The organism is Acidovorax sp. 93 (genome assembly GCF_003633835.1).
Lineage (GTDB): Bacteria > Pseudomonadota > Gammaproteobacteria > Burkholderiales > Burkholderiaceae_C > Acidovorax > Acidovorax facilis.
Map to the genome: position 1 here is coordinate 5,181,408 of NZ_RBIT01000001.1, position 24,444 is coordinate 5,205,851.

Sequence of the window (24,444 nt, forward strand, 5' to 3'; positions counted from 1 at the left end):
AAGCCCGCACGCCACACCCTTTCCACCATGATCGCAAGTTCCAGCCAAGCCCCAGCCAGCGGTGTCAGCCATGTGGATGCGCTGCCGCCAGGCACCCGCCTCGCTGAGTTCGAGATCCTTGCGCTCCTGGGGGTTGGCGGGTTTGGCATGGTCTACAAAGCCTTTGACCACTCCCTGCACCGGGCCGTGGCGATCAAGGAATACATGCCTTCGGCGCTGGCGGGGCGTGCGCAGGGCCAGTCGCTCTGGGTGAGATCCTCGTCGGACCAGCAAACGTTCCAGGCCGGGCTGGCCTCTTTTGTGGGTGAGGCGCGCCTGCTGGCGCAGTTTGACCACCCTTCGCTGGTCAAGGTGTTCCGCTTCTGGGAGGCGAACAACACCGCCTACATGGTCATGCCCCTCTACAGCGGTATGACCTTCAAGCAGGCCCGTGCCCAGATGCGCACCCCGCCGCCCGAGATCTGGCTGCGCAAGGTGCTGTGGTCGGTGCTGGGTGCCCTGCGGGTGCTGCATGACGGTAAGACCCTGCATCGGGATATTTCGCCCGACAACATTTTTCTGCAGGACATCGGCCCCCCGGTGCTGCTCGACCTGGGCGCTGCCCGGCACGCGATCAACGACCAGGACCGCAAACACACCGCTGTCCTTAAGGTCAACTACGCGCCCATAGAGCAATATTCCGATGGCGACGAGGATCTGCGCCAGGGCCCGTGGAGCGACCTGTATTCCCTGGCTGCGGTGGTGCATGGCTGCTTGTGCAACGACACGCCGCTGCCTGCCACGTTGCGCTCCATCCGCGATCGCATGGTGTCGTTCTCCCGCGTGGCCAGAACCGTCAAGCGCCAGTTTGGCGTGGAGTATTCCGCGCCTTTCGTGGCGGCGATCGCGCAGTCGCTGGCGCTCAAGCCGGAGGACCGGCCGCAGAGCATCGACGCGTTCCTGCAACTCATGGAGATGACGTCCGCGCCGGAGGGGAGCGAGCACTTCGACTTCCGGAACGACCTGGGGGATATCTGGGTGGAGCCTGCCGATCAGCCGGGCCCGGGCTTGGTAACGCCTACGGTGGATGTGACCTCAGCACCCAGCATCGTGGCAGAGATGCACGCCCAGGCGCAACGCGCCACCGGGAACGGAGTGGCCCACGATGCCGGAGGGCGTGCCACTCCCGCGGGCGAAGCGAATGTTGGCGGAGACACCGTGATGCTGGGCGGCCCGGACACTGTGGCTGCCGATGCGGGTGATACGGTTTTCATCGACGCAGGAGACACGGTGGTGGTTGATGACTCCCGCTACGACGATCCCGCGGGCGGCCACAAGCCGGGGAACACCACCCGCCATGCGTCCGACCATCGGCCACAGCCATTGGAGCGGGAGATCGCCCGCCCCCACGGCAAGGCGGTGAAAACCACACGGCGCTCGCCGGTTCTGGTGTGGCTCGGGGTGGCTGTGGTGGCCGTGGTGGTTTCTGCCGCCGGCCTGCGCTGGGCCCAGAGCAGCAAGGCGCCGCAGGACGACATCATCACCGAGATGGCAGAGCCGCCCCAAGCGCCGCCGCCTGCAGTGATGGAGACGGCGCTGCAGGACCCGGCCGCAGCGGCCTCTGCTGCTGTGGACGGCGCTGCGAGCGATACGGTGGCTGCTGCATCCATGCCTGCGCCAGCACTGGTCCCTGCTTCTGCTCCGCGCGCCCCCACTCGTGCGCGACGGGCCGCCCCTGAGCCGGCTCCGACCCCGATCGTGGTGCATGAGGAGCCGCCCCCGCCACCGCCCCCTGTGGTGGCCGAGCCCAAGCCTCGCCCGCCACCACCGCGTGTGCCCAGCCCGCAAGAGGCCTGTGCAGATGCCAATTTCCTCGCACGCCCCATGTGCATCCACCAGGAATGCCAGAAGCCATCCCAGGCCAACCAGCCCATCTGCGTGGAGAACCGCCGCCGCTACGAGGCCGACGAGCAGCGCCGCCGGCAGACCCCCAATTAGCCGTGGGCGAGGGGGCCGTGGGCTGCTTTCCGGCTACGGGCTTGCGCCACAGGCCTGCAAATTCGTATAATCGCGGGCTTCGCAGCGCTTTTGTGGTCCCGCGGCGAAGACTTTACGCCACCTAAGAGGCTTCCTTCAGAGAAGCACCGACCGTGGAAAAGGACCCGCCAAACCCTCTTTTGAAGAGAAAACTCATGACTACTACTTTCAGCGCAAAGCCCGCTGAGGTTGTGCACGAGTGGTTTGTGATTGACGCGACCGACAAGGTCCTCGGACGAGTAGCCAGCGAAGTTGCTCTCCGTTTGCGCGGCAAACACAAGGCCATTTACACGCCTCACGTCGATACCGGTGACTTCATCGTCATCATCAACGCCGCCCAGCTCAAGGTCACCGGCACCAAGTCCCTGGACAAGGTGTACTACCGCCACTCGGGTTACCCCGGCGGTATCACGGCCACGAACTTCCGCGACATGCAAGCCAAGCACCCCGGCCGCGCGCTGGAAAAGGCTGTCAAGGGCATGCTGCCCAAGGGCCCCCTTGGCTACGCGATGATCAAGAAACTCAAGGTGTACGGTGGTGCTGAGCATCCCCACACCGCCCAGCAGCCCAAAGTGCTGGAAATCTAAGGAGCCTTGAGATGATTGGTGAATGGAACAATGGCACCGGCCGTCGCAAGTCCAGCGTCGCCCGCGTGTTTCTGAAAAAAGGCTCCGGCAAGATCACGGTGAACGGCAAGGACATCCAGTCCTACTTCGGCCGCGAAACCTCGATCATGATTGCCAAGCAACCCCTGGCGTTGACCAACCATGTCGAAACCTTCGACATCCAGATCAACGTGCACGGTGGTGGTGAATCCGGCCAGGCCGGTGCTGCCCGCCACGGTATCACCCGTGCTTTGATCGACTACGACGCATCCCTCAAGCCCGTCCTGAGCCAAGCTGGCTTCGTGACGCGTGATGCCCGTGAAGTCGAGCGTAAGAAGGTCGGTCTGCATTCCGCACGCCGCGCCAAGCAGTTCTCCAAGCGTTAAGCTGGTTGGGCTCTGGAGGGATGGCGGCTTTCGGGCTGGCATCATTCTCCCTGCGAAGCTTTCCTCGGACTGCTTTACAGAACAAAAAACCGCCTTCGGGCGGTTTTTTCGTTTAAGGTGCGCTCTTTTCTCCGAGCCATCCTGATGTTTCACCCCTTCTCACCATGCGCCTTCGCCTTCTGCGCCGCCGACTGACGATCAGCGCCCCAAGGGTGGCCATCCGCAGTGCCTTGCCCTGGCCCCTTCGCTGGCTGGCCCTGGCCGTGGTTTTTGGTTTCTGTGCGGCAGTAGCCCTCTGGGCCTTTGAGTTTGGAAAGTCCATCGCAGGGCTGGATACCGTCTCCCGTGACGAACTCCTGCAATTGCGGGCGGAAGTGGATCGCCTGCGGGCTGAGGGGCAAGAGCAACAGACGGTAGCCCATACGGCCGAGAGTCTTCTGGTGGCCGAGCGGGCTGCCAAGGAAAGCCTGATGGCGCAGGTTCGGCAGTTGGAGACCGACAACCGCACGCTGCGCGAAGACCTGGGGTTCTTTGAAAAGCTGATTCCCGCCGCAAAGGCCGAAGGGCTGGCGATCCGTAGTCTGCAGGCCGAGGTGCTGGGGGGAATGCAGCTGCGCTGGCAGGTCCTGGTGATCCAGTCGACGCGCAATGCTCCCGAATTCAATGGCCGGCTGGAACTGGTTCTGACGGGCACCCAGGATGGCAAGCCCTGGACCCAGACCCAGCCGGCCCAAGGGCAGCCGCTGCAGGTCAAGCAGTACCGGCGCATTGAGGGTGTGCTCGATCTGCCCCCCAGCGCCGTGGTAAAAACCGTGACCGCGCGCGTGCTGGAGGGCACTGCGGTTCGCGCCGTGCAGGCGATGACCATCGACTAGTCCGGCGGCAGGGTTGGGAAGGCCCCTCCGGGGAACCTCATCCAGCCTGCTGCAAGGCCCCATACAGCCCTGCGCCGGTCGTTGTAGCAGGCAGGGGTGATGTGTGCGGGGCTTCGCGCCGTAGCCGTTTCCGTGGGCTTTCTGGCCCGTCGTTTTCCGTTTGTATGCTCCGGGGTGGAGCATGCGCATTGAGGAGTTTTCACCCATGTTTTCCCGCAAGAAGCAGCCGCCGATCAAAAGCCTGATTGCCCAGGGCACCCGGATCGAGGGAGATGTGCACTTTGCCGAAGGCATGCGCATTGATGGCGAGGTGGTGGGGGACATCCGTGCGGGTTCGGAGCAGCCCAGCATCCTGGTGATTTCCGAGACGGCGCGCGTGGAGGGGGCGGTGCATGCCGACCATGTGATCGTCAATGGCCAGGTGGTGGGGCCTGTGCACGCTGCCGAACTGCTGGAGCTGCAGCCCAAGGCCAAGATCACCGGCAATGTGCACTACAAGGCGCTGGAGATGCACCAGGGCGCCGTGATTGCCGGGCAGATGTGCCCGGTGGCTGTGCTGGTGGAGGAAAAGCCCCCACTGAAGTTAGCGTCAAACGGGCAGTGAACTGAATTCCCGAGAAGACTGCAGTACTATTCACCGCAAACTTTGAACCCGGAGTACCCCATGAGCGCTGTTGCCGAAAACATCCAGACCGAAATGCCTGCCCCCATCCTGTTTACGGACAGCGCGGCGGCCAAGGTGGCGGACCTGATTGCCGAAGAGGGCAACCCTGACCTGAAACTGCGCGTTTTTGTGCAAGGTGGCGGTTGCTCGGGTTTTCAGTATGGCTTCACCTTTGATGAAATCACCAATGAAGACGACACCACCATGACGAAGAACGGTGTGTCGCTGTTGATCGATGCCATGAGCTACCAATACCTCGTCGGCGCCGAGATCGACTACAAGGAAGACCTGCAAGGGGCTCAGTTCGTTATCAAGAACCCCAATGCCACGACCACCTGCGGCTGTGGCTCCAGCTTCTCTGCCTGACACGGAGAGGGTAGGGGTCAGGTGGTACACACCCCTCTGTACCTGACCTCTTACCACGTAGCCGCCCGCATGGGCGGCTTTTGTTTTTTCAGGCCGGGTAAACAGCGCCCAGCACACGGGCTCCCGCAGCGCCGGTCACACTGGCCAGGTTGCCGGGCCGTCCGTGCAGCGCCTGCCGTGCCAGCCAGGCAAAGGCCGCCGCCTCCACCTGCAATGCGGGCAGGCCCAGGGTATCGGTGGCGGTGACCTGCACGCCAGGGCAGGCTGCCTGCAGCCGTGCCATCAAGTAGGCATTGAGTGCGCCACCGCCGCACACTGCCATCGTTTTGCTATTTTTTTTGTAGCTGTTTGCGCTTATTGCACATGCGCGGGCGGTGTATTCGGTCAGGGTCGCCTGTACGTCGGCAGGGTTTGCCTGTGCGAACGGCGCCAGGTGGTGGGCGAGCCATGCGGGGTTGAACAGATCGCGCCCCGTGCTCTTGGGGGGGGGCTTGTGCAAAAACGGTTCGTCCAGCAACGATGCCAGCAACTCCGGCAGCACCTTTCCGCTGGCGGCCCACGCGCCTCCTGCGTCGAAAGCCTGGCCGGTGTGCCGTTGGCACCAGTAGTCCATCAGCGCGTTGCCGGGGCCGCAGTCAAAGCCCAGCACACTGCCGTCGGCGCCCAGCACGCTGAGGTTGGAGATGCCGCCGATGTTGAGCACCAGCACGGTTTCACCCGCGCGGCCAAAAACCCCCTGGTGAAACGCTGGCACCAGGGGTGCACCCTGTCCACCTGCCGCCACGTCACGGCTGCGGAAATCGGCCACCACGGTGATGCCGGTGCGCTCCGCCAGCAGGGCTGGGTTGCCCAGCTGCAGGGTATAGCCCGTGCCATCAAATTCCTGGGGGCGGTGGCGCACCGTCTGCCCGTGGGCGCCGATGGCGCGGATGGAAGAGCCAGCCAGGCCGCTCTGTTCGAGCAGCGTCTGCACCACCTGCGCATACGCCTGTGACAAGGCGTTGCCCGCCAGCGCGGCGCGGTGCAGTTCGTCAATGCCCGAGGTGTTGAGGGCCATCAGTTCGGCCCGCAGTTCGGGCGCGAAGGGCACGCTGGCATGGTGGGTGACCACGCAGTGCGAGCCGGAAAAATCGGCCAGCACCCCGTCGATGCCATCGAGCGAGGTGCCCGACATCAGGCCGATGTACAGCTCGGATGCGCTCACAGGAGCCGTGTGGACTGTGAAGGCGTGGACGGAAGAGCCTCAGGTCCAGGGGCCTCAAAGCCCAGGCAAGCGGCGCGGCCGAGGCCTGTGGCTGCCGCGCAAGGGCCGCCGCGCCGCGTATGCGGCGCTTCGCTTGCGTGCGCTGGCGGCGTCCCCCCGTGGGGGGAAGGCGCGAAGCGACTCAGGGGGGGCTTCACTTCACTCTGCGCTGGCTTGTTCGATCCGTGCAGCGGCCGACAGCTGGATGCGCATGTTGGCAGCCAGGCGGTCAAACGCAGGGCGCGAAGCCGCTGAGACTGGCGCTGCGGCCTCGCTCTGGGCCACGATGGTCTGCGGATCCTGGTGTACGCCGTTGACGCGGAACTCAAAGTGCAGGTGCGGGCCGGTGGCCCAGCCTGTGGCGCCCACGGCGCCCAGGGTCTGGCCTTGTTCGACCGACTGTCCCTGGCGCACGTCGATGCGGCTCAGGTGGGCATACACGGTGACGTGCTGGTTGCGGTGCTTGACGAAGACCACATTGCCAAAACCGTTCTGCACGCCTGCAAACTCCACCACGCCATCGCCCACGGTGCGCACTGCGGTGCCGGTGGGCGCGGCGAAGTCGGTGCCCAGGTGGGCGCGCCAAGTCTTCAGGATGGGGTGCAGGCGCATCTTGAAGCCGCTGGTCACGCGCGAGAACTCCACCGGGGATGTGAGGTACGCGCGGCGCATGCTTTCGCCGTCCAGCGTGTAGTAGGCGCCCTTGGCGGCACCGGGTTCCTGGAACCAGACGGCCTCATGGGTCTTGCCGTTATTCACGAACTCGGCGCTCAGAACGCGGCCACTGGACAGGGGCTCGCCATCGGCTTCCAGCGTTTCGTACACCACCGAGAAGCGGTCGCCCTTGCGCAGGGAGCGGCGAAAGTCGATGTTGCCCGAGAACAGCTCGGCCATCTGTACGGCCACGGCGTCTGGGATGTTGGACGCATCGGTGGCGGCAAACAGCGAGCTGTGGATGATGCCGCCCGCCAGCCGACTGTTGGTCGTCATCTTGGCGGTTTCGATGCGCGTCGCAAACTTGTTGTCGCCCGTGCGCTCGACGATCAGGCGGCGGAAGTTGCCACTGTCGTCCGGCACCCAGCGCACCGTCAGGCGAATCAGGCGGTGGTCGTCGGTGGTCTCTGCCGAAACGATGCGGCCGGTGCGGCCCAGCACATTTTGTCGCACAGGAGTGTCACCACGCATGAATGCAGCGGCGGCCGGGTCGGCCACGCCCATGCGCTGCAGCAGCGACTCGGGGGTGTCGCTGGAGCGCACCTGTTCGGAGCGGAACAGCGAAAAGCCCGGGGCTTCCAGCTCGCCCAGCACGAGGTTTTCTGCCAGCGATTCAACGGGGTAGCTCACCATGCGCACCGGCAGCTCGGCCGGGTCCGGCGCAAAGGACGCCACAGCGAATGCGCCGCCACCACCCGTCAGCAGGATGGCTGCGACGGCGGCGGTGATGCGTTTGGGATGTTGTTGGATCGTGCGGGACAGCCGGTCAAGCAAAGCCGAGCTGGCGGTGGTCAAGCCGTGAATCAATGGTCTATCCCCAGGGTGAGAGTGAATCCGTGACACTTCCCCGGTGCTGGCGCGGGGCAAGGCATGGAGCACAGACTGTCAGGCTGCAGTCGTTCGACAGAATGGTCAAAAACAGGTCGAAACAGCGGTCCCACTAGAATCCGCCTCAAGCAATGTGGGCTGAAGTATAGCGGTGCATGCTGTCTAGACATCCCAAAAAACCCTTATGAATCAATCTGCTGTTACAACAACCCCGGTCTCTGATGGTGTAAGACAGGCCCTCGAAATCTCCCTGCGTGGCGTGCAAGAGCTGCTGCCGCAGGACGAATGGGTCAAGAAGCTGGCGCGCTCGGAGGCCACAGGCCAGCCGCTGCGCATCAAACTCGGGCTCGATCCCACGGCTCCCGACATCCACATCGGCCACACGGTGGTGCTGAACAAGATGCGGCAATTGCAAGATCTGGGCCACCAGGTGATTTTCCTGATCGGGGACTTCACCAGCCTGATCGGCGACCCCTCGGGCCGCAACAGCACGCGCCCGCCGCTCACGCCCGAGCAGATCAAGGTGAACGCCGAGACCTATTACAAGCAGGCCAGCATGGTGCTGGACCCGGCCAAGACCGAGATCCGCTACAACAGCGAGTGGAGCGAACCCCTGGGCGCCAGCGGCATGATCCAGCTCGCCTCGCGCTACACCGTGGCGCGCATGATGGAGCGCGACGACTTCCACAAGCGCTTCACCACCGGCCAGTCCATTGCGGTGCACGAGTTCCTGTACCCGCTGATGCAGGGCTACGACTCTGTGGCGCTCAAGAGCGACCTGGAGCTGGGCGGCACGGACCAGAAGTTCAACCTGCTCATGGGCCGTCATCTGCAGCAGGAATATGGCCAGGAGCCGCAGTGTGTGCTCACCATGCCGCTGCTGGTGGGGCTCGATGGCGTGGACAAGATGTCCAAGTCCAAGAACAACTACATCGGCATTGCCGAAGACGCTAACACCATGTTCGCCAAGGTGCTGTCGATCAGCGACACCCTGATGTGGGACTGGTACACGCTGCTGTCGTTCAAGAGCTTGGCCGAGATCGCCGCGCTCAAGGCCGAGGTGGAGGGCGGGCGCAACCCCAAGGATGCCAAGGTGATGCTGGCCAAGGAGATCACCACGCGCTTCCACAGCGCGCCTGCGGCCGATGCGGCCGAACAGGACTTCATCAACCGCAGCAAGGGCGGCGTGCCCGAAGACATTCCCGAGGTGGCGCTCTCCGGTGCGCCGCTGGGCATCGGCGCCTTGCTCAAGCAGGCCAACCTGGCGCCCTCGGGCAGCGAGGCCAACCGCCTGATCGACGGCGGCGGCGTGCGTGTGGATGGCAGCGTGGTCAGCGACAAGGGCTTGAAGCTGGCTGCGGGCACCTACGTGGTGCAGGTGGGCAAGCGCAAGTTCGCAAGAGTGATTTTGTCCTGATTTTTAAGTCAGATTGGCTGCCAGCGCTTGTCGAATAAGCGCTGGCAGCTATCAAAATAAAAGCGCTGAAGCCGCAAGGCCCAGCGCTTTCTTCATCAGGCCCCGTCCAGGTTGTCGTTCAAATCCGGGTCGGGCACATCGCCAATTGCCTGGCGGGTGGCCTCGGCCTGCACCTGCAGCCAGGCGCAGAAGGCCTTGATCTCCGGCCGCTGCGCGCTGCGTGGCCCCACCATGAGCCAATAGGCCAGCGGCGAGTCGATGCGGTGGCCGGGCAGCACCTCCACCAGGTCGCCAGCGGCCAGCGCATCGGCAATCAGCGGCATGCGTGCCAGCGCCAGGCCCTGGCCGGCCAGCGCGGCCTGCACGATCTGGTGGGCGTAGTTGAAGTACAGCCAGCGCTGGGGCTGGAGCTTGGTCAGGTCGCGGGTGTCGAACCAGCGGCGCCAGCTCAGGTACTCCAGGTAGTGCGTGCGGTGGGCGTCGCCTGCCTCGATCAGGGTGAACTGCGCCACGTCGGCCGGCGTGCGCAGCGGCTTGCCGCTCTTGAGCAGCCAGGGGCTGGCCACCACGGCCAGTTGCTCGCCAAACAGGCGGATGCCGCCTTGCGTGGCGCCGGCGGGCATGGCGTAGCGCAGGGCCAGGTCCACGTCCGAGGTTTCCAGGTCCACCTGCACGTCGCTCGCATCAATGCGGATGTCGATGCCCGGGTTGTCGCGCTGGAACTCCTCCATGCGCGGGATCAGCCACATCGATGCAAAGCTGGCCCAGGTGGTGATGGCCACGCTGCGGCGCCCGGCGGTCTGGCGCACCAGGCGCACGGCGGCGTCCATGCGCTCCAGCGCCGGGCCTACCGCGCGCTGCAGCTGCGCGCCCGCGCTGGTCAGCTCCACCGCGCGGGTGTGGCGCAGAAACAGGGGCACGCCCACTTCTTCCTCCAGCGCCTGGATCTGGCGGCTTACGGCCGACTGGGTGAGCGCCAGTTCGTCGGCGGCGGCGCGGAAGTTGAGGTGTTTGGCCACGGCCAGAAAGGCGCGCCAGTGCCCGGTGGCCACGGGGCGGGTGCGAAGGACGGCGGGGGAATATTCGGCAGAGACCATGGCAGGTGTCCTGGAGGGCGATTCATGCGTTGACGGAATGAATAGCGTACCGCGTTTTCATTGGACTGTGTACGGTGGAAGGCGCACCATTCAGGCTCCTCAACACGTTTTACTGAAGCCAAGGAGCCTGTCATGTCCCCCCGCAACGTTCTGGAATCGCAACAATCCGTCCACGCCGCCCTGGCTGGCCGTCGTGCGGCCGGTTGCTGGAAACTGGCCACAGGCCGGGCCTTGTCGCTGCGGCCGCACACCCATGGTGTATTGCAGATTGCGCAGGGGCAGGTCTGGCTCACCCTGAGCGGGTCTTTGGCGGATTTGCCGGGTGCGGCGGCCGATCATGTGCTGCGGGCTGGGGAGCAATTGACCATTGCGCCGGGCCAGCATGTGGTGATGGAAGCCTGGAACCCCCGGGGCAACGCTGAGGCCGTGGCTTTCCGTTGGGACAGCGTGGTGGCACCCGCCACGGCGCAGCCCACAAGCCTGGCCGCCCGCGACTGGGAATGTGGCGTGGTGCAGCCGCTGCGCGACCTGGTGCAGGCACTGGGGCAAGGCGGGCGCGCCCTGGGTGCGGCGCTGGCCGATGTGACGGGCGCAGGCGGCCGGTTCGCCGCCGGTCTGGCCCGGTTTGCTCTGCATCGGATAGCAGCACCGCTACAGCGCAAGCCCGCTTGAAGCGTATATGCAGGAAAAGCATCAATAGGTGCCGTGCTTTTCATTGGACGTTGTTCTGCAAGCCGCGCACCATACGGTCTTATTAGGGTTTACCCGGAGAACACCATGACAACCTCTCACGCTCTTCATCTGTTTGCATCTTCCCGCGCGCTGGGCGCGGTCGCTGGTAGCACCGGCAACGTGGCAGCGGGCGCTGCTGTCACGCTGGCACCCAAGGTTGCAATGACTTTGCGCATTGCCGAAGGCCAGGCCTGGGTTACGCTGGGCAAGGGCCTGGGCGACAGCAGCGACGTGTTCCTGTGCGCAGGGCAGTCGCTGCCCGTGGCTGCGGGCCAGTCTGTGGTGGTCGAGCCGCTGAACGGCCGCCGTCTGCAGTACCGCTGGGTGGATAGCGATGCCGCCAGTGCCCGCCCCGCATCCTGGTGGCGCCGTGCGTCCGTTGGCAACGGGGCTCCCGCCTGGGGCGATGCCTGCTGCGCCTGACCTGATCTGAGGCGCTCGGTCGCCTCGGTTGGGTGTGGGGTTAGAGTCAAAAGAGCTGCTACCGCTTGTCCATCAAGCGGTAGCAGCTCTTTTTTTAACAGCGAACGGGGCAAGCACCAGACCGTCAGCGCGGCTCTTCGCCCAACAGCCCAATCAGCTGGGTCTGCAGCGTCGTCAGCAGTTCATCCGACAACGCGGGCTGCGCCGCAGCGGTGGCTCGGGCGAGCACCAGCCCGCCGACCATGGTGGCCAGCACTTGTATCGCGCAATCCCGGTCTTGTGACCGCACGGTTGCGCTGCCTGCCTCGGCCCTGCTGTCGACCAACAACTGGGCAAACCGCTGGATGTTGCGCTCGATGCCCTCGGCAAACACTTCCGACAGCCCACCGCCCGCCCGCGCGGCGTCCACCGCCAGCGCGGCGACGGGGCAGCCGGTGCCCGGCGCGTCGCGGTGCTGGGGCGAGAGGTAGCGCTGGATGCGCTCGCCCACGGTGGTGTGGGGTGTGGCGCCTTCCAGCGGGGTCATCGACCAGTCAAACGCCCGCGCACACGCCTCCTGCACCAGCGCGTCCTTGGAGGCGAAATGCCGGTACAGCCCGCCATGGGTGAGCCCGGCGTTGCGCGTGATGTCGGCCACGCCCACGCCGGTCAGCCCCCGCTCGCGGTATAGGCGGGAGGCTGCATCCAGGATGCCCTGCCGGTTCTCTGCGGCCTGTGCTTTGGAAACCTTCATGGGAGCCTCTTATTGATTGCGAGCGTACGCAAAAAGCGGTTGTGCCTTTATGATGATGGCTGCAATCATAAAGGCGCGGGCCCTTTCCGCGCGTCGATGCAGCGTCCCAGAACCGGTTCTTGGTGCTGCGCCTAATTTGTCTGACGAGGTGAATGCATGAAAAAAATGATCCCTGGCGGCCGTGGTGCCGAGGTGTGGAGTGGTTTGTGCCGCGACAAGGCGGTGGCCTGATGCGGCGCGTTGTGGTCACGGGCATGGGCCTGGTGTCGCCGCTGGGCTGCGGCGTGGAACTGGTCTGGCAGCGCCTGCTGGCCGGGCGCTCGGGCCTGTCGCGCCTGCCGGACGCGGTCACGGACGGCATTGCCGCCAAGGTGGCGGGGCAGGTGCCGGATGTGGCGCAAGACCCCGAAGGCGGCTGGGATGTGGACGCTGTCGTCTCGTCCAAGGACCAGCGCAAGATGGACCGCTTCATTCCCTTTGCGCTGGGCGCGGCGCAGCAGGCGCTGGCGCAGGCCGGCTGGCCGCCCGCCGATGAGCGTGCGCGCGAGCGCACGGCCACGGTGATCGCTTCGGGCATTGGCGGCTTTGGCGCGATTGCCGAGGCGGTGCGCACCACCGACACGCGCGGCCCGCAGCGCCTGTCGCCGTTCACGGTGCCCTCCTTCCTCGTCAATCTGGCGGCAGGGCAGGTGTCGATTCGCCATGGCCTCAAGGGGCCGCTGGGGGCGCCGGTCACCGCCTGCGCCGCCAGCGTGCAGGCGATTGGCGATGCCGCGCGCCTGATCCGCAGCGGCGAGGCCGATGTGGCCCTGTGCGGCGGTAGCGAGGCGGCCATTGACCGCGTGAGCCTGGGCGGCTTTGCAGCGGCCAAGGCGCTCGGCACGGCGTTCAATGACACCCCCGAGCAGGCATCGCGCCCGTTCGATGCGCAGCGCGACGGCTTTGTGATGGGCGAGGGCGCGGGCATGCTGGTGATCGAGGCGCTGGACCATGCCCTCGCGCGCGGCGCCACGCCGCTGGCCGAGCTGGTGGGCTACGGCACGTCGGCCGACGCGTACCACATCACCTCCGGCCCCGAAGACGGTGACGGCGCAGCGCGCAGCATGCTGGCAGCGCTGGCGCAGGCAGGCCTCACGGCGCAGGACGTGCAGCATCTGAACGCCCACGCCACGTCCACCGGGGTGGGCGACCGGGGCGAGCTAGCGGCCATTCGCCGTGTGTTTGGCGCGGGGTCACAGGTGGCCATCAGCTCCACCAAGTCGGCCACAGGCCATCTGCTGGGGGCGGCGGGCGCGGTGGCCGCCATCTTCACCACGTTGGCGCTGCGCGACCAGGTGGTGCCGGGCACGCTGAACCTGCACACGCCTGATGCGTTGGCCGAGGGGCTGGACTTGGTGGCGCTGCGGCCCCGGCCCATGGCGCTCTCCCACGCCATGCTCAACGGGTTTGGTTTTGGCGGCGTGAACGCCACGCTGGTCCTGCGGCGCTGGCCCGTCGCCGCTTGATGTCTGGTGCCTGCCCCGTGCTGTGGGGGGAGCGATCTCAGTGGACGAGTTCGCCCCGCACGGCTTCGAAGGCGGCCAGGGCTGCTTCCCCATCCAATTTCTCCATGCGGGCGAGTGCATCCTCGTCTTCCACGGTGCTGAATGCCAGACTGAAGTGCTGAAAACGCCGGCCCGCCAGCGGGCCGTGGTGTAGCACCTCGACGTTGACATGGCGGGGGTCGTTGCGGATGCGTTCGATGAGTTTGAGCACCGCCTTCTGCGGACCTTCGAGCTGCTGGCAAAAACGCTGGCCGTCAAAAATCAGCAATCCCGTCACGTCCAGCTCCGCGTTGACCTGGCGCGCTCGCCCGGCAATCTCGGCCACCACGCTCAGCGGTTGCTCGGGGGCGAGGGTGCTCACGTAGAGGACCTCGTAAAGGGCGGGGGATACGTTCATAAGTGAGGCCCAATGTAGGGGGCACACGGCGGTTGCACAATGTCAAAAGACATAGATGTAACTGCTGCGCCACCCGGCGCGTTGTGGTGCTGTCGCCAAATGTGAATCGATGAGAATTGCGCCACCATGAACGCCACCCTGCCCGCCCATGTCTGCCCCCCAACGTGCCACGATTGCAGATTGCGCAAGACCGGCGCCTTCACCGCCGTGAAGCCCGAGGTGCTGGACTTCATTGAAGGCTTTCGCACCGACAGCCTGGCCGTGGAAGCAGGCGGCGCGCTGGTACGCGAAAACCAGACCAACGCCAAGCTGTTCACGCTGTATTCGGGCTGGGCCTTTCGCTACAAGACCATGAGCGACGGGCGCCGCCAGATCCTCAATTTTTTGCTGCCTGGCGACCTGGTGGGCCTGCAGCAGGAGTTTGGCGATGTCTCCACCCATGGCATCGAGGCGCTGACCGATTGTTCGCTGTGTGTGTTCCAGAACGACAGCCTGTGGGCGCTGTTTCGCGAGCACCCGCGCCTGGGCTACGACATCACCTGGCTGTCGGCCCACGAAGAAGGCCATGTGGACGACAACCTGCTTACCGCCGGCCGCCGCAACGCCACCGAGCGCGTGGCCATGCTGCTCATGCACCTGTACCGGCGGCTCGACCGCATCGGGCTGGTGGAGGACGGCACAGTGGCGTTCCCGCTCAACCAGCAGCACATTGCCGACGCCCTGGGGCTGTCGCTGGTGCACACCAACAAGACGCTGCGGCGCCTGTCGCTGCTGGGCCTGCATGAGCTGAAGAACGGCCGCTTGCGCCTGCTCAACACCCGGGCTCTCGCGCGCATCGCCGAGTACTACGACACGCCGCCCCGACTAATGCCGTTGCTGTAAAACGCTGTCTGCCGCGGCAGAAATCTGAGAGAAATGGCCTCTAGCGCTTGATAGATAAGCGTGAATAGCTATTGTTTTAATAGCTTTTTGCGCCCAGCGGGCTGCAGCCGATAATCCACGCCATGCCCGCGCGCCGGGCTTTTGCAGCGCCCACCCATCTCCCCTTTCATGACCTCACTCGACATCCTCATCATGGCGGCCGGCAAAGGCACGCGCATGAAAAGCCGCCTGCCCAAAGTGCTGCAGCGCCTTGCTGGCCGCCCCTTGTTGCACCACGTGCTGGACCAGGCCGCGCACCTGCAGGCCCGCAGCGCCATCGTCATCACCGGCCACGGCGCTACAGAAGTAGAAGCGGCTACCGCAGGTGCAGCAGGCGCTAGCGCCTCTTTTGACCTCAAATTCGTGCGGCAGGAACCCCAGCTGGGCACCGGCCACGCGGTGCAGCAGGCCGTGCCGCACCTGCGCGATGACGGCACGGTGGTGGTGCTCTCGGGCGATGTGCCCCTGACACACGCCGACACCCTGCGCGCCCTGGTGGCTGCCAGCGAAGGCGGCAAGCTGGCCCTGCTGACGGTGACCCTGCCCGACCCCACCGGTTATGGCCGCATCGTGCGCAATACATCGGATGCCGTGCAAGGCATCGTCGAGCACAAGGACGCCAGCGACGCCCAGCGCGCCATCACCGAGGTCTACAGCGGCATCATGGCCGTGCCCGCGCGGTTGCTCACGCCCTGGCTGGCGCGGCTGACCAACAACAACGCGCAGGGCGAGTACTACCTCACCGACATCGTCGCCATGGCCGTGGCCGATGGTGTGCCCGTGGTGGCCCACCGCATCACCGACGCTCTGCAAGTGGCAGGCGTCAACAGCCCGCTGCAACTGGCCGAGCTGGAGCGTGCGCACCAACTGCGCCAGGCGCGGGCGCTGATGAAGCAGGGCGTGCGCCTGGCCGACCCGGCCCGGTTCGATGTGCGCGACGACACCCGCACCGGCGTGCGTGGCGAGCTGGTCTGCGGGCAGGACGTGGAGATCGACGTGAACTGCGTCTTCACCGGCCGTGTGGAGCTGGGCGAGGGTGTGAGCATCGGCGCGAACTGCTGCATTGCCAATGCGCGCATCGCGGCAGGCGCGGTGATCCACCCCTACACCCACATCGACGGCGAAAAGCTGGGCGCCACCGTGGGCGAGGGCGCGCTGATCGGCCCGTTTGCCCGCCTGCGCCCCGGCGCCCAACTGGGCCGCGAGGTGCACATCGGCAACTTTGTGGAAGTGAAGAATTCCACCCTGGCCGATGGTGCCAAGGCCAACCACCTAGCCTACCTAGGGGACGCCACGGTGGGCGAACGCGTGAACTACGGCGCAGGCAGCATCACCGCCAACTACGACGGCGCCAACAAGCATCGCACGGTGATCGAGGCCGATGTGCATGTGGGCAGCAACTGCGTGCTGGTGGCGCCCGTGACCATTGGTGCGGGCGGCACGGTGGGTGGTGGCAGCACCATCACCAAGAGCACGGCGCCGGGGGCGCTGAGTGTGGCGCGGGGCAAGCAGGTCAGCATTGCCAACTGGGCGAGACCCGCCAAACAACCCAAGCCATGAGCGCGCCAGACGCCAGCGCCGGGGACGAGCTGCAGCAATTGCAGGGATTGCGCGCCGAACTGGCCCGCAGCCAGCAGCAGGTGGCCGACATGGCCGCTGCGCAAGAGGAGTTCTTGCGTGCCGTGTCGCACGACCTGCGCGCGCCGCTGCGGCACGTGACGTCGTACGGCACGCTGGTGCGCGAGGTGCTGGGCGACCTCCCGCCCGAGGTGGTGCTGGGTGCCGAGGTGCAGGAGGCGCTGGGTTTTCTGGCCACGATGGACCAGTCTGCCCGGCGCATGGGGCTCATGATCGACGGCCTGCAAACCCTGGTGCGCGCCAGCCGCGCGCCGCTGCGCCTGCAGCCGGTGCCGCTGGGCGGTGCCATCGCCCAGGCGCGCGCCGCGCTGGCCGCTGCCGAGGCTGGGCGTGCGGTGGAGTGGCGCATTGCGTCGGATTTGCCCACTCTGCAGGCCGACCCCACGCTGCTGCAGGAGCTGCTGGTGCAAGTGTTGGGCAATGCCCTGAAGTTCACCCGCCCCGTGGCGCACGCGTGCATCACGGTGTCGGCGGATGCTGCACCCGCAGGCCAGGTGGCCTTTACGGTGCAAGACAACGGCGTGGGCTTTGACCCCGCGCGCGCGGGCAGCTTGTTCGGCGTGTTCCAGCGCCTGCACCGCGAGACAGAGTTTGACGGCGTGGGCGCGGGGCTGGCGCTGTGCCGCGCGGTGGCGCAGCGCCATGGCGCGCAGATCAGTGCCACGGCGGTGCCGGGCGGTGGCTGCACGGTGCGCGTGTGCTGGCCGGCGTGAGCAAAGATTTGATAATTTGCTATTAAAAATATAGCTTTTTACGCTTGATGGATAAGCGCTGGCGGCAATTTTTATGCTGATTCCTGGGTCCCGCGGCGTTGTCAGCGCCCCGGGCTCAGCAGGTTCAGCAAACCCCCTCCGGGTTCAATGGGTCTGCACCACCGGCGCAGGTGGTGCCGCGTGGGATGTCTGCGCTTCATGGTCTGCCACCTGGTTGCGCCCGGCGTTTTTGGCGCGGTACAGGGCGGCGTCGGCGTCGTTGATCTACTCGCGCAGGCCCGCCTGGTGGGGCGCGGCTTGTGCCAGGCCGATGCTGCTGGTGAGGTGCAAACCAGGCTGGTCGCGCAGGTGCAGGGCCGCGATGCGGCTGCGAATGCGCTCGGCGATGGCCAGCGCATCGGCTGCGCGGGTGCCGCTGAGCACCACTGCAAATTCGTCCCCGCCGTAGCGGCCTGCGTGGTCGTGTGCGCGCACGCAGTCCAGGATCACCTGGCCCACGGCGTGGATCACTTCGTCCCCCACGGTGTGGCCGTGCAGGTCGTTGATGGACTTGAAGTGGTCGATGTCGATCATCAGCAGGCAGGCGGGGCTGCCGCTGGCGTGAAACCGCTCCAGGCTGAGCTTGGCCTGGTCCTGCCAGTGGCTGCGGGCCACCAGGCCGGTCTGGGCGTCGGTGCGGCGCAGGCTCTCCAGCTCGCGGTTTTGCCGCGCCACCGTGCGGATCAGCCGGTAGCTGGACGTGCTGACCGCCAACCCATGCACGATGAGCAGGGGCAGGGTGCACACCACCACCAGCAGTGAGCTTTCCAGTCGTGGCTCGGGCCGCAGCAGCAAGGTCATCAGCAGGCACATGCCCGCCATGCCGGGCAGGGAGTGCAGCCACAGGCGTTTGATGCCGGTGCTGAACTTGTCGTAGGTGGTGATGAGGACCATCACCACGCAGGGCAGCAGGTTGAAGTGCAGCAGCGGCACCCACATGCCAGCGATGGCCGAGTCGATCAGCAGATTGCGCACTTCGGCCCGGTAGGGATCGGCGCTGTGCCGGGCCAGCAGGTAGGCCAGCTGGGGCCAGACCAGCGCGGTGACCCCCAGCAACCACCACATCCACGCCGGAGACTGGTTGTCGTGCAGAACACTGCCCAGCAACACGGCACCCAGGCCCATGCCCAGCATGCGCAACGGGTAGATGCGGCGGTAGGTCAGCCGCTCCGACGCGGGGCCGATGCCACCGTGGCGGCGGTAAGAAGCAGGCTGCGGATCGTTCGCGGGGGTCATGCTGGCACGGGGCGGCGAATGTGGTGTTCTGGAACCGGTTCTGGGCTGCTACACCGCAGGCGCCAGCGCTGGCTCCATGCACCCCGCCACGCGGTTGCGCCCACCGTTTTTGGCGGCATACAGCGCGGCGTCGGCGGCGTCGATCCAGGCGCGCAGGTTGCTGTGGCGGTGGTCGGCGGGGGCTACGCCGATGCTGCTGGTGATGCGCACGCCGGGCAGGCTGCGCAGGCGCACGCCTTCGGTTTGCTCGCGGATGCGGTGGGCAATGGCCAGCGCGTCCTTGGCGAGCATGCCCGGCAGCACGATGGCAAATTCATCGCCGCCGTAGCGCCCCGCGCAGTCGCCCGCGCGCACGTTGCCGCGCACCACATGGGCCAGCGCGCGGATCACCTCGTCACCCACGGTGTGGCCATGGGCGTCGTTGATTTCCTTGAAATGGTCAATGTCCAGCATCAGCATGCAGGCGGGTTCGTTGCTGGCGTGGTGGCGGCGCAGCGCCGCCTCGGCCTGCTCTTGCCAGTGGCCGCGCCCGAACAGGCCCGTGAGCGCATCCACGCGCCGCAGTTCGTCCAGCATCTGGTTGTGCCTTGCCGACTGGCGGATGAGCTGGTAGCTGACCATGCTGACCGACAGCGTGTGCAGCGCCATCACCGGCAGGCAGGCAACCATGACCCGCATGGAGGTTTCCGGCGCCCAGTGCAGGCCGGCCAGCGCCACGCCCGCCAGCCCTCCGACCAGCATGGCGGGCAGCGCACGCGCCCACAGCCCGCGGATGCCGGTGGTGATCTTGTCCACCATGGTCAGTGTCAGCAGCAACACGCTGGGCAGCAGGTTGAAGTGCATCAACGGCACAAAGCTGGCGGCCAGTGCGGAGTCAATGAGCAGGTTGCGGGTTTCAGCGCGGTAGGGGTCGGCGCTGTGCCGTGTGATCAGGTAGGCCACATGGGGCCACACAAAAGCAGGCAGCACCATGGCCAGCCAGGCGGTGACGCTGGCGTGGCGCTCCCACAGCACCACGCCCACCACCATGCCACCGAGCCCCATGCCCAGAATGCGCAGGGGGTAGATGCGGCGGGGCATCTGGCGGCGGGGTGTGGGCATGGATGGATAGGGTGATGCCGCTCGTGCAGCGCTCTGGGGGGGGCGGGCTCGCGAAGGGGCTGGGGGGAGCTTACATGCCCCTGTGGGGCGATGCCAGCATGAAATGACCAGGTGCTGCGGCGTGGCCCCCAGGCGTCCCGTCGTGCTCAGCGCCGTTCAACGGCCTTTCAGGTGCCGCAGCTGCTGGCGCAGGGTGGTGACTTCTTCGATCAGGTCGGCCGTGAGTGCGGCCAGGTGCGGGTCGGCGTCGAAGGTGAGTTCCAGGTGGGCAATGCGCCGGGCGCGCACCACGGTGGCCCCGCTGAAGCGCCAGGCCGAGCGGTCGCCTTCGCCTTCGGTGCCAGCCTGCAGCAACCCCTCCTGCAGCCGCGCTGCCACCCATTCGGCATCCATGCGGCAGGCGCGGGCCAGGGCGTCCAGCGTGAGGGCGGCGCTGCCATCGTCGAGCAGTTCTGCAGGGGGCGTGGGGGAGTGGGCGCTCATGGCTGGGCTCCTTGCGCAGCGCGCGGGTTGTAGTGGGGAAAGGCCTGGGCCAGCGCGGCGTACGCAGCGCGTTCGGCATCGGTGGTGGCCGGCGGCAGGGCCATATGCAGTTCCAGATAGAGGTCGCCCGGTGGTGTGCCCGGGATGCCCCGGCCTTTGAGGCGCAGCTTGCGCCCCGCCTTCCAGCCTGCGGGCACCGCCACCTCGATGACCGAGCCGCCCGGCGTGCCCACCTCGACCGAGGCGCCCAGGGCTGCCTCCCAGGGGGCCACCACCAGCGGCTGGTAGACATCGCGGCCCTCCGCGCGCCAGCGCGGGTCGGGCTTGAACAGCACCTCCAGAAACAAATCGCCCGCCGGTGCGCCACCCCAGCCCGGGCTGCCCTGGCCAGCCAGGCGGATGAGCTGGCCTTCGCGCACGCCCTGCGGGATCTTGACGGCCAGATGGCGCTCGTCGCGCACCAGCGATCCGTCATCGGCCTGGTGCGCGCTTTGCAGCGTGAGGGTGCGTTCGGCGCCCTGGTAGGCGTCGGCCAGGTCCAGCTCGATGCGGGCGTGGTGGTCTGCGCCGCGCTGGGTGGGGGGTGGTCTTCTGCTGGTGTGTTCGCTGCGCCCGGCGCCACGCGCCCGGGCGGCACGGCCAAACAGCTGTTCAAAGAAGTCGCTGTAGTCGCCCGGAGCGCCACCCGGATCACCCGCGCCGTCCGAAAACTCGAACCCCGCATCCCAGTGCGGGGGCGGGCGGAAGTCCTGCCCCGGCTGCATGCGCGGTTCTTGCGCAAGGCGGTCGTAGGCGGCGCGTTTTTCCGGGTCGGAGAGCACGGCGTTGGCCTCGTTCACCGCCGTCATGCGCGCCACGGCGTCGGGCTCCTTGCTCACGTCGGGGTGGTATTTGCGCGCCAGCTTGCGGTAGGCCTTCTTGATCTCGTCGGCCGTGGCGGTGGGGCTGACCCCCAGCGTCTGGTAGTAGTCCTTGAACTCCATGCGGCGTGGCTCCTGTGTGTCCAACCACTCTATGCCGATGCGGCGGGAAGGCAAGAGGACTGGGACAACGGCATGCAAAGGGGCTGTCAACCATTTGCTATGAATTAAATAGCTGCTTGCGCTTTATGATCAAGCGCTAGAGGCACTTTTGTACCAAATTTTGCCCTGCGGGTTGCAAAGAAGGCCTTCACGTTGCGCACATTGGCATCGCCCGTGAACAGGCGCTGCGACAGCGCCAGGTACCCCGGCATGTCCCGTGTGTGCACCACCAGCACAAAGTCCGGCCCGGGCGATACGCGCCAGCATTGCTGCACAGCGTCGTCGGCCACGGCGCGGGCTTCGAACGCGTCAAGCTGTTCGGCGCCTTGGCGGTCCAGCGACACCTCGACGATGCAGGCCAGCCCGTGGCCCTGAATGGCCGCAAGCCGATCGGGCTGCAGGATGGCCACCTGGCGCTCGATCAGACCGGCATCGTGCAGGCGCTTGACGCGGCGCAGACAGGTGGGCGGGGAGACATGCACCTGTTCGGCCAGGGATTGGTTGCTCTGCGCCGCGTCGGTTTGCAGCAGGTTGAGCAGCTGCAAGTCTGTGCTGTCGAGTGATATGGATTCCATTATTTTCTATAAATTGAATAAAAATTTCATGCATTGTGTTTGGTGAAATTTAAGTTCAATTTCATTGAAATATCAATCGATAATTTTTCTCAATGCTGCTTACGATCCGCCCCATCGAATCCAACCCAAGGGCAAACACCATGTGCGGCATCGTCGGCGCGGTCTCTACGCGCAACATCGTTCCCATCCTCGTCCAGGGCCTGCAGCGGCTTGAATACCGGGGCTATGACTCCTGCGGCGTGGCGGTACATGCCTCCAGCCTCGATGCAGCGCGCCCGGCGGGCCTGCAGCGCGCCCGCAGCACCGCCCGCGTGGCTGAGTTGCTGGAGCAGGTGACCACCGAATACATCGACGGTGCCACCGGCATTGCCCACACCCGCTGGGCCACCCATGGCGCGCCCGCCGTGCACAACGCCCACCCGCACTTCAGCCACGGCACTGGCGCAGACGCGCAGGCCCAAAGCGCGGGCCAGAACCAGGCAAACGACCCGGCCAGGCCGGGCCGTGTGGCCCTGGTGCACAACGGCATCATTGAAAACCACGAAGAACTGCGCAAGGCGCTGCAGGCACGCGGCTATGTGTTTGTGAGCCAGACCGACACCGAAGTCATCGCCCACCTGGTGGACAGCCACTACAGCGGCGACCTGTTCGACGCCGTGCAGGCCACCGTGGCCGAACTGCATGGCGCCTACGCCATCGCCGTGATGCACAAGGACGAACCGCACCGCGTGGTGGGTGCACGCGCTGGTTCGCCGCTGATCCTGGGGGTTGGAAACGGGGGCGCAGAGCACTTTCTGGCCAGCGATGCCATGGCCCTGGCGGGCGTCACTGACCAGATCGTTTATCTGGAAGAGGGCGACCTGGTGGACCTGCAGCTGGGTCGCTACTGGATCGTGCGCAAGGACGGTGCCGCACTCACGCCCGAACAGCGCCCCGTGCGCACCGTGCTGGCCCACAGCGGCGCGGCCGAGCTGGGCCCCTACCGCCACTACATGCAAAAGGAAATCTTCGAGCAACCGCGTGCCATCGCCGACACGCTCGAAGGTCTGGCTGGCATCGTGCCCGAGCTGTTCGACGGCGCGGGCCAGCATGGCGAACCTGGCGCCGCCGCCTGGCGCGTGTTCAAGGAAATCGACAGCGTGTTGATCCTGGCCTGCGGCACCAGCTACTACAGCGGCTGCACCGCCAAATACTGGCTCGAAGACATCGCGGGCATCCCCACGCAAGTCGAAGTGGCCAGCGAATACCGCTACCGCACCAGCGTGCCCAACCCACGCACCCTGGTTGTCGCCATCAGCCAGTCTGGCGAGACCGCTGACACCCTGGCCGCGTTGCGCCACGCGCAGAGCCTGGGCATGCAGCACACGCTGACCATCTGCAACGTGGCCACCAGCGCCATGGTGCGCGAATGCAAGCTGGCGTACATCACGCGCGCCGGTGTCGAGATCGGTGTGGCCAGCACCAAGGCCTTCACCACCCAGCTGGCGGGCTTGTTTTTACTGACGCTGGCGCTGGCCCAATCCAAAGGCCGTTTGAGCGACGAGCAAGAAGCCGCCCACCTCAAAACCATGCGCCACCTGCCCGTGGCCCTGCAGGCCGTGCTGGCGCTGGAGCCACAAATCATCAGCTGGGCCGAAGACTTTGCCCGGATGGAAAACGCTCTCTTTTTGGGTCGAGGCCTGCACTACCCCATTGCGCTGGAAGGCGCCTTGAAGCTCAAGGAAATCAGCTACATCCACGCCGAGGCCTACCCGGCCGGCGAACTCAAACACGGTCCCCTGGCCCTGGTGACCAGTGCCATGCCCGTAGTCACCGTGGCGCCCAATGACACCTTGCTCGAAAAGCTCAAGAGCAACATGCAGGAAGTGCGCGCGCGCGCTGGCGTGCTCTACGTGCTGGCCGACGCCGACACCCGCATTGAAAGCAGCGACGGCATCCATGTCATCCGCATGCCCGAGCACTACGGCCCCTTGAGCCCGCTGCTGCACGTGGTGCCGCTGCAGCTGCTGGCGTACCACACCGCGTGTGCGCGGGGGACGGATGTGGACAAGCCCAGGAACCTGGCCAAGAGTGTCACAGTGGAGTGATGCGCTGGTTGGGGGATTGCGTCGCCTTAATTGACTAAAGTTATGGACTTTTTCATGTATAAAAATTAGATTTCAACAATTATTTTTCGATTGTGGGAATTTTCTACAAATTTGACTCATGCACTGTGGGTCGTAAAGATAGCTCTGCAGCCTGTAGATAAAGCCCCAAGGGTGCCGCGCACCAGTACTGATGGGTTGATTGTTGATTTCCACGCAAAGCTGACCCGGGGGTTAGTGGGTCACTTCTGCGTGGAAATCAACAGCTTGTGTCTTGTAGACGGGGCTGATGCGGCACTGCGGTCTGGAGGCGAGATCATTCAATTCATGCTGCGTAGCAATCTTCTGGCGTGGGCTCGATTCGGCACATTGGCTTTGAAGGAACTGAAAGCTTGGTACGGAGAGGGCACGCTAGATGATGAGGCCGTGGATGCATATCTAGACGCGGAATATAGACGCCTCCTTTCGATGTAGTTCCAGATCCCGGCTGGCAAGATCTACCTGTCACCGATCATCGATTGTTTCGATGGAATGGTGGGGAGCGGATAAAAAATTGGACTGCTTTCTGTCACAAGTCCAAGGCTCAACCGGT

The 24,444-nt window shown here is 65.6% G+C and carries 24 protein-coding genes; 14 read left to right on the plus strand and 10 right to left on the minus strand.

From position 1 onward, the window contains the following. Positions 1-27: 27 nt before the first annotated feature. From C8C93_RS23760 to erpA, 6 genes are all read left to right on the plus strand, one after another. Positions 28-1,977, plus strand: coding sequence for a serine/threonine-protein kinase (locus C8C93_RS23760; RefSeq protein ID WP_121508504.1), 1,950 nt, complete (start codon positions 28-30; stop codon positions 1,975-1,977). A 194-nt stretch (positions 1,978-2,171) separates the two neighbouring features. Then, positions 2,172-2,603, plus strand: a complete 432-nt coding sequence (gene rplM / locus C8C93_RS23765; RefSeq protein ID WP_008907237.1) for a 50S ribosomal protein L13 — start codon at positions 2,172-2,174, stop codon at positions 2,601-2,603. A gap of 11 nt (positions 2,604-2,614) precedes the next feature. Continuing rightward, the gene (gene rpsI, locus C8C93_RS23770; RefSeq protein ID WP_005798582.1) at positions 2,615-3,007 is read left to right on the plus strand and encodes a 30S ribosomal protein S9; all 393 of its coding nucleotides are present in this window, start codon (positions 2,615-2,617) and stop codon (positions 3,005-3,007) included. 164 nt (positions 3,008-3,171) lie between these two features. Continuing rightward, entirely contained in the window at positions 3,172-3,882 is a 711-nt protein-coding gene (locus tag C8C93_RS23775; RefSeq protein ID WP_121508505.1) for a DUF6776 family protein, read from the plus strand. A 205-nt stretch (positions 3,883-4,087) separates the two neighbouring features. After that, positions 4,088-4,486 carry a polymer-forming cytoskeletal protein gene (locus C8C93_RS23780; protein WP_055394679.1) on the plus strand — a complete coding sequence of 133 codons (399 nt, stop codon included), beginning with the start codon at positions 4,088-4,090 and terminating at the stop codon, positions 4,484-4,486. Positions 4,487-4,546: 60 nt separating this feature from the next. Further along, entirely contained in the window at positions 4,547-4,912 is a 366-nt protein-coding gene (gene erpA / locus C8C93_RS23785) for an iron-sulfur cluster insertion protein ErpA (protein WP_008907234.1), read from the plus strand. 88 nt (positions 4,913-5,000) lie between these two features. Here erpA and C8C93_RS23790 read toward each other — a convergent pair whose 3' ends face one another. Continuing rightward, entirely contained in the window at positions 5,001-6,116 is a 1,116-nt protein-coding gene (locus C8C93_RS23790) for an anhydro-N-acetylmuramic acid kinase (RefSeq protein WP_255424297.1), read from the minus strand. 198 nt (positions 6,117-6,314) lie between these two features. Then, the gene (locus tag C8C93_RS23795) at positions 6,315-7,676 is read right to left on the minus strand and encodes a M23 family metallopeptidase (RefSeq protein ID WP_121421223.1); all 1,362 of its coding nucleotides are present in this window, start codon (positions 7,674-7,676) and stop codon (positions 6,315-6,317) included. 205 nt (positions 7,677-7,881) lie between these two features. Between C8C93_RS23795 and tyrS the strand changes: the two genes are divergently transcribed. Then, positions 7,882-9,114: a tyrosine--tRNA ligase gene (tyrS, locus tag C8C93_RS23800; protein ID WP_121508506.1), complete on the plus strand. Its 1,233-nt coding sequence runs from the start codon at positions 7,882-7,884 to the stop codon at positions 9,112-9,114. Positions 9,115-9,209: 95 nt separating this feature from the next. Here tyrS and C8C93_RS23805 read toward each other — a convergent pair whose 3' ends face one another. Further along, positions 9,210-10,211, minus strand: a complete 1,002-nt coding sequence (locus tag C8C93_RS23805; protein WP_121508507.1) for a LysR substrate-binding domain-containing protein — start codon at positions 10,209-10,211, stop codon at positions 9,210-9,212. Positions 10,212-10,343: 132 nt separating this feature from the next. On the opposite strand from C8C93_RS23805, the gene C8C93_RS23810 reads away from it, so the two are divergent. Both C8C93_RS23810 and C8C93_RS23815 read left to right on the plus strand, forming a co-directional pair. After that, a complete protein-coding gene (locus tag C8C93_RS23810; RefSeq protein ID WP_121508508.1) occupies positions 10,344-10,883 on the plus strand; it encodes a DUF2917 domain-containing protein in 540 nt (179 codons plus the stop codon). A 105-nt stretch (positions 10,884-10,988) separates the two neighbouring features. Further along, positions 10,989-11,366, plus strand: coding sequence for a DUF2917 domain-containing protein (locus C8C93_RS23815; protein WP_121508509.1), 378 nt, complete (start codon positions 10,989-10,991; stop codon positions 11,364-11,366). 124 nt (positions 11,367-11,490) lie between these two features. On the opposite strand, the gene C8C93_RS23820 is transcribed toward C8C93_RS23815, so the two are convergent. Continuing rightward, a complete protein-coding gene (locus tag C8C93_RS23820) occupies positions 11,491-12,099 on the minus strand; it encodes a TetR/AcrR family transcriptional regulator (protein ID WP_121508510.1) in 609 nt (202 codons plus the stop codon). Between the two features lie 230 nt (positions 12,100-12,329). Here C8C93_RS23820 and fabF point away from each other — a divergent pair, with 230 nt between their 5' ends. Next, on the plus strand, positions 12,330-13,604 hold the full coding sequence (gene fabF / locus C8C93_RS23825) for a beta-ketoacyl-ACP synthase II (RefSeq protein ID WP_121422874.1): 1,275 nt from the start codon (positions 12,330-12,332) through the stop codon (positions 13,602-13,604). A gap of 37 nt (positions 13,605-13,641) precedes the next feature. On the opposite strand, the gene C8C93_RS23830 is transcribed toward fabF, so the two are convergent. Further along, positions 13,642-14,040 (minus strand): BLUF domain-containing protein, encoded by a 399-nt coding sequence (locus C8C93_RS23830; protein ID WP_121508511.1) that lies wholly within the window; start codon positions 14,038-14,040, stop codon positions 13,642-13,644. Positions 14,041-14,166: 126 nt separating this feature from the next. On the opposite strand from C8C93_RS23830, the gene C8C93_RS23835 reads away from it, so the two are divergent. From C8C93_RS23835 to C8C93_RS23845, 3 genes are all read left to right on the plus strand, one after another. Continuing rightward, positions 14,167-14,922, plus strand: coding sequence for a Crp/Fnr family transcriptional regulator (locus C8C93_RS23835; protein WP_121421217.1), 756 nt, complete (start codon positions 14,167-14,169; stop codon positions 14,920-14,922). Between the two features lie 168 nt (positions 14,923-15,090). Beyond that, positions 15,091-16,521 carry a bifunctional UDP-N-acetylglucosamine diphosphorylase/glucosamine-1-phosphate N-acetyltransferase GlmU gene (glmU, locus tag C8C93_RS23840; RefSeq protein WP_121508512.1) on the plus strand — a complete coding sequence of 477 codons (1,431 nt, stop codon included), beginning with the start codon at positions 15,091-15,093 and terminating at the stop codon, positions 16,519-16,521. Continuing rightward, positions 16,518-17,312 carry an ATP-binding protein gene (locus tag C8C93_RS23845; protein WP_121508513.1) on the plus strand — a complete coding sequence of 265 codons (795 nt, stop codon included), beginning with the start codon at positions 16,518-16,520 and terminating at the stop codon, positions 17,310-17,312. Before glmU ends, C8C93_RS23845 begins: the two co-directional genes overlap by 4 nt. Positions 17,313-17,576: 264 nt before the next feature. Here the strand turns inward: C8C93_RS23845 and C8C93_RS23850 are convergent, their stop codons facing one another. The 5 genes from C8C93_RS23850 to C8C93_RS23870 all read right to left on the minus strand — a co-directional run bounded on the left by C8C93_RS23850 (position 17,577) and on the right by C8C93_RS23870 (position 21,768). Next, positions 17,577-18,587 (minus strand): diguanylate cyclase, encoded by a 1,011-nt coding sequence (locus C8C93_RS23850; protein ID WP_233559553.1) that lies wholly within the window; start codon positions 18,585-18,587, stop codon positions 17,577-17,579. Positions 18,588-18,635: 48 nt separating this feature from the next. After that, positions 18,636-19,688 carry a diguanylate cyclase gene (locus C8C93_RS23855; protein ID WP_121421213.1) on the minus strand — a complete coding sequence of 351 codons (1,053 nt, stop codon included), beginning with the start codon at positions 19,686-19,688 and terminating at the stop codon, positions 18,636-18,638. Between the two features lie 156 nt (positions 19,689-19,844). Then, a complete protein-coding gene (locus tag C8C93_RS23860) occupies positions 19,845-20,171 on the minus strand; it encodes a MerR family transcriptional regulator (RefSeq protein WP_121421212.1) in 327 nt (108 codons plus the stop codon). Further along, positions 20,168-21,154 (minus strand): DnaJ C-terminal domain-containing protein, encoded by a 987-nt coding sequence (locus C8C93_RS23865; protein ID WP_121508514.1) that lies wholly within the window; start codon positions 21,152-21,154, stop codon positions 20,168-20,170. The genes C8C93_RS23860 and C8C93_RS23865 overlap by 4 nt, the downstream gene beginning before the upstream one ends. A gap of 104 nt (positions 21,155-21,258) precedes the next feature. Beyond that, on the minus strand, positions 21,259-21,768 hold the full coding sequence (locus C8C93_RS23870) for an Lrp/AsnC family transcriptional regulator (RefSeq protein WP_121508515.1): 510 nt from the start codon (positions 21,766-21,768) through the stop codon (positions 21,259-21,261). Positions 21,769-21,908: 140 nt separating this feature from the next. Between C8C93_RS23870 and glmS the strand changes: the two genes are divergently transcribed. Further along, on the plus strand, positions 21,909-23,855 hold the full coding sequence (gene glmS / locus C8C93_RS23875) for a glutamine--fructose-6-phosphate transaminase (isomerizing) (protein ID WP_121508962.1): 1,947 nt from the start codon (positions 21,909-21,911) through the stop codon (positions 23,853-23,855). The last annotated feature ends 589 nt before the right edge of the window (positions 23,856-24,444 follow it).

What these genes read in the sequence shown, in the direction of transcription:
- erpA (WP_008907234.1), top strand. Translation starts at nt 4,547, where the DNA reads ATGAGCGCTGTTGCCGAAAACATCCAGACCGAAATGCCTGCCCCCATC.
- C8C93_RS23780 (WP_055394679.1), top strand. Translation starts at nt 4,088, where the DNA reads ATGTTTTCCCGCAAGAAGCAGCCGCCGATCAAAAGCCTGATTGCCCAG.
- C8C93_RS23850 (WP_233559553.1), bottom strand. Translation starts at nt 18,587, where the DNA reads ATGACCCCCGCGAACGATCCGCAGCCTGCTTCTTACCGCCGCCACGGT.
- glmU (WP_121508512.1), top strand. Translation starts at nt 15,091, where the DNA reads ATGACCTCACTCGACATCCTCATCATGGCGGCCGGCAAAGGCACGCGC.
- C8C93_RS23845 (WP_121508513.1), top strand. Translation starts at nt 16,518, where the DNA reads ATGAGCGCGCCAGACGCCAGCGCCGGGGACGAGCTGCAGCAATTGCAG.
- glmS (WP_121508962.1), top strand. Translation starts at nt 21,909, where the DNA reads ATGTGCGGCATCGTCGGCGCGGTCTCTACGCGCAACATCGTTCCCATC.
- fabF (WP_121422874.1), top strand. Translation starts at nt 12,330, where the DNA reads ATGCGGCGCGTTGTGGTCACGGGCATGGGCCTGGTGTCGCCGCTGGGC.
- C8C93_RS23810 (WP_121508508.1), top strand. Translation starts at nt 10,344, where the DNA reads ATGTCCCCCCGCAACGTTCTGGAATCGCAACAATCCGTCCACGCCGCC.
- C8C93_RS23855 (WP_121421213.1), bottom strand. Translation starts at nt 19,688, where the DNA reads ATGCCCACACCCCGCCGCCAGATGCCCCGCCGCATCTACCCCCTGCGC.
- C8C93_RS23820 (WP_121508510.1), bottom strand. Translation starts at nt 12,099, where the DNA reads ATGAAGGTTTCCAAAGCACAGGCCGCAGAGAACCGGCAGGGCATCCTG.
- C8C93_RS23865 (WP_121508514.1), bottom strand. Translation starts at nt 21,154, where the DNA reads ATGGAGTTCAAGGACTACTACCAGACGCTGGGGGTCAGCCCCACCGCC.
- tyrS (WP_121508506.1), top strand. Translation starts at nt 7,882, where the DNA reads ATGAATCAATCTGCTGTTACAACAACCCCGGTCTCTGATGGTGTAAGA.
- C8C93_RS23835 (WP_121421217.1), top strand. Translation starts at nt 14,167, where the DNA reads ATGAACGCCACCCTGCCCGCCCATGTCTGCCCCCCAACGTGCCACGAT.
- rpsI (WP_005798582.1), top strand. Translation starts at nt 2,615, where the DNA reads ATGATTGGTGAATGGAACAATGGCACCGGCCGTCGCAAGTCCAGCGTC.
- C8C93_RS23775 (WP_121508505.1), top strand. Translation starts at nt 3,172, where the DNA reads ATGCGCCTTCGCCTTCTGCGCCGCCGACTGACGATCAGCGCCCCAAGG.
- C8C93_RS23830 (WP_121508511.1), bottom strand. Translation starts at nt 14,040, where the DNA reads ATGAACGTATCCCCCGCCCTTTACGAGGTCCTCTACGTGAGCACCCTC.
- C8C93_RS23760 (WP_121508504.1), top strand. Translation starts at nt 28, where the DNA reads ATGATCGCAAGTTCCAGCCAAGCCCCAGCCAGCGGTGTCAGCCATGTG.
- C8C93_RS23805 (WP_121508507.1), bottom strand. Translation starts at nt 10,211, where the DNA reads ATGGTCTCTGCCGAATATTCCCCCGCCGTCCTTCGCACCCGCCCCGTG.
- C8C93_RS23860 (WP_121421212.1), bottom strand. Translation starts at nt 20,171, where the DNA reads ATGAGCGCCCACTCCCCCACGCCCCCTGCAGAACTGCTCGACGATGGC.
- rplM (WP_008907237.1), top strand. Translation starts at nt 2,172, where the DNA reads ATGACTACTACTTTCAGCGCAAAGCCCGCTGAGGTTGTGCACGAGTGG.
- C8C93_RS23870 (WP_121508515.1), bottom strand. Translation starts at nt 21,768, where the DNA reads ATGGAATCCATATCACTCGACAGCACAGACTTGCAGCTGCTCAACCTG.
- C8C93_RS23815 (WP_121508509.1), top strand. Translation starts at nt 10,989, where the DNA reads ATGACAACCTCTCACGCTCTTCATCTGTTTGCATCTTCCCGCGCGCTG.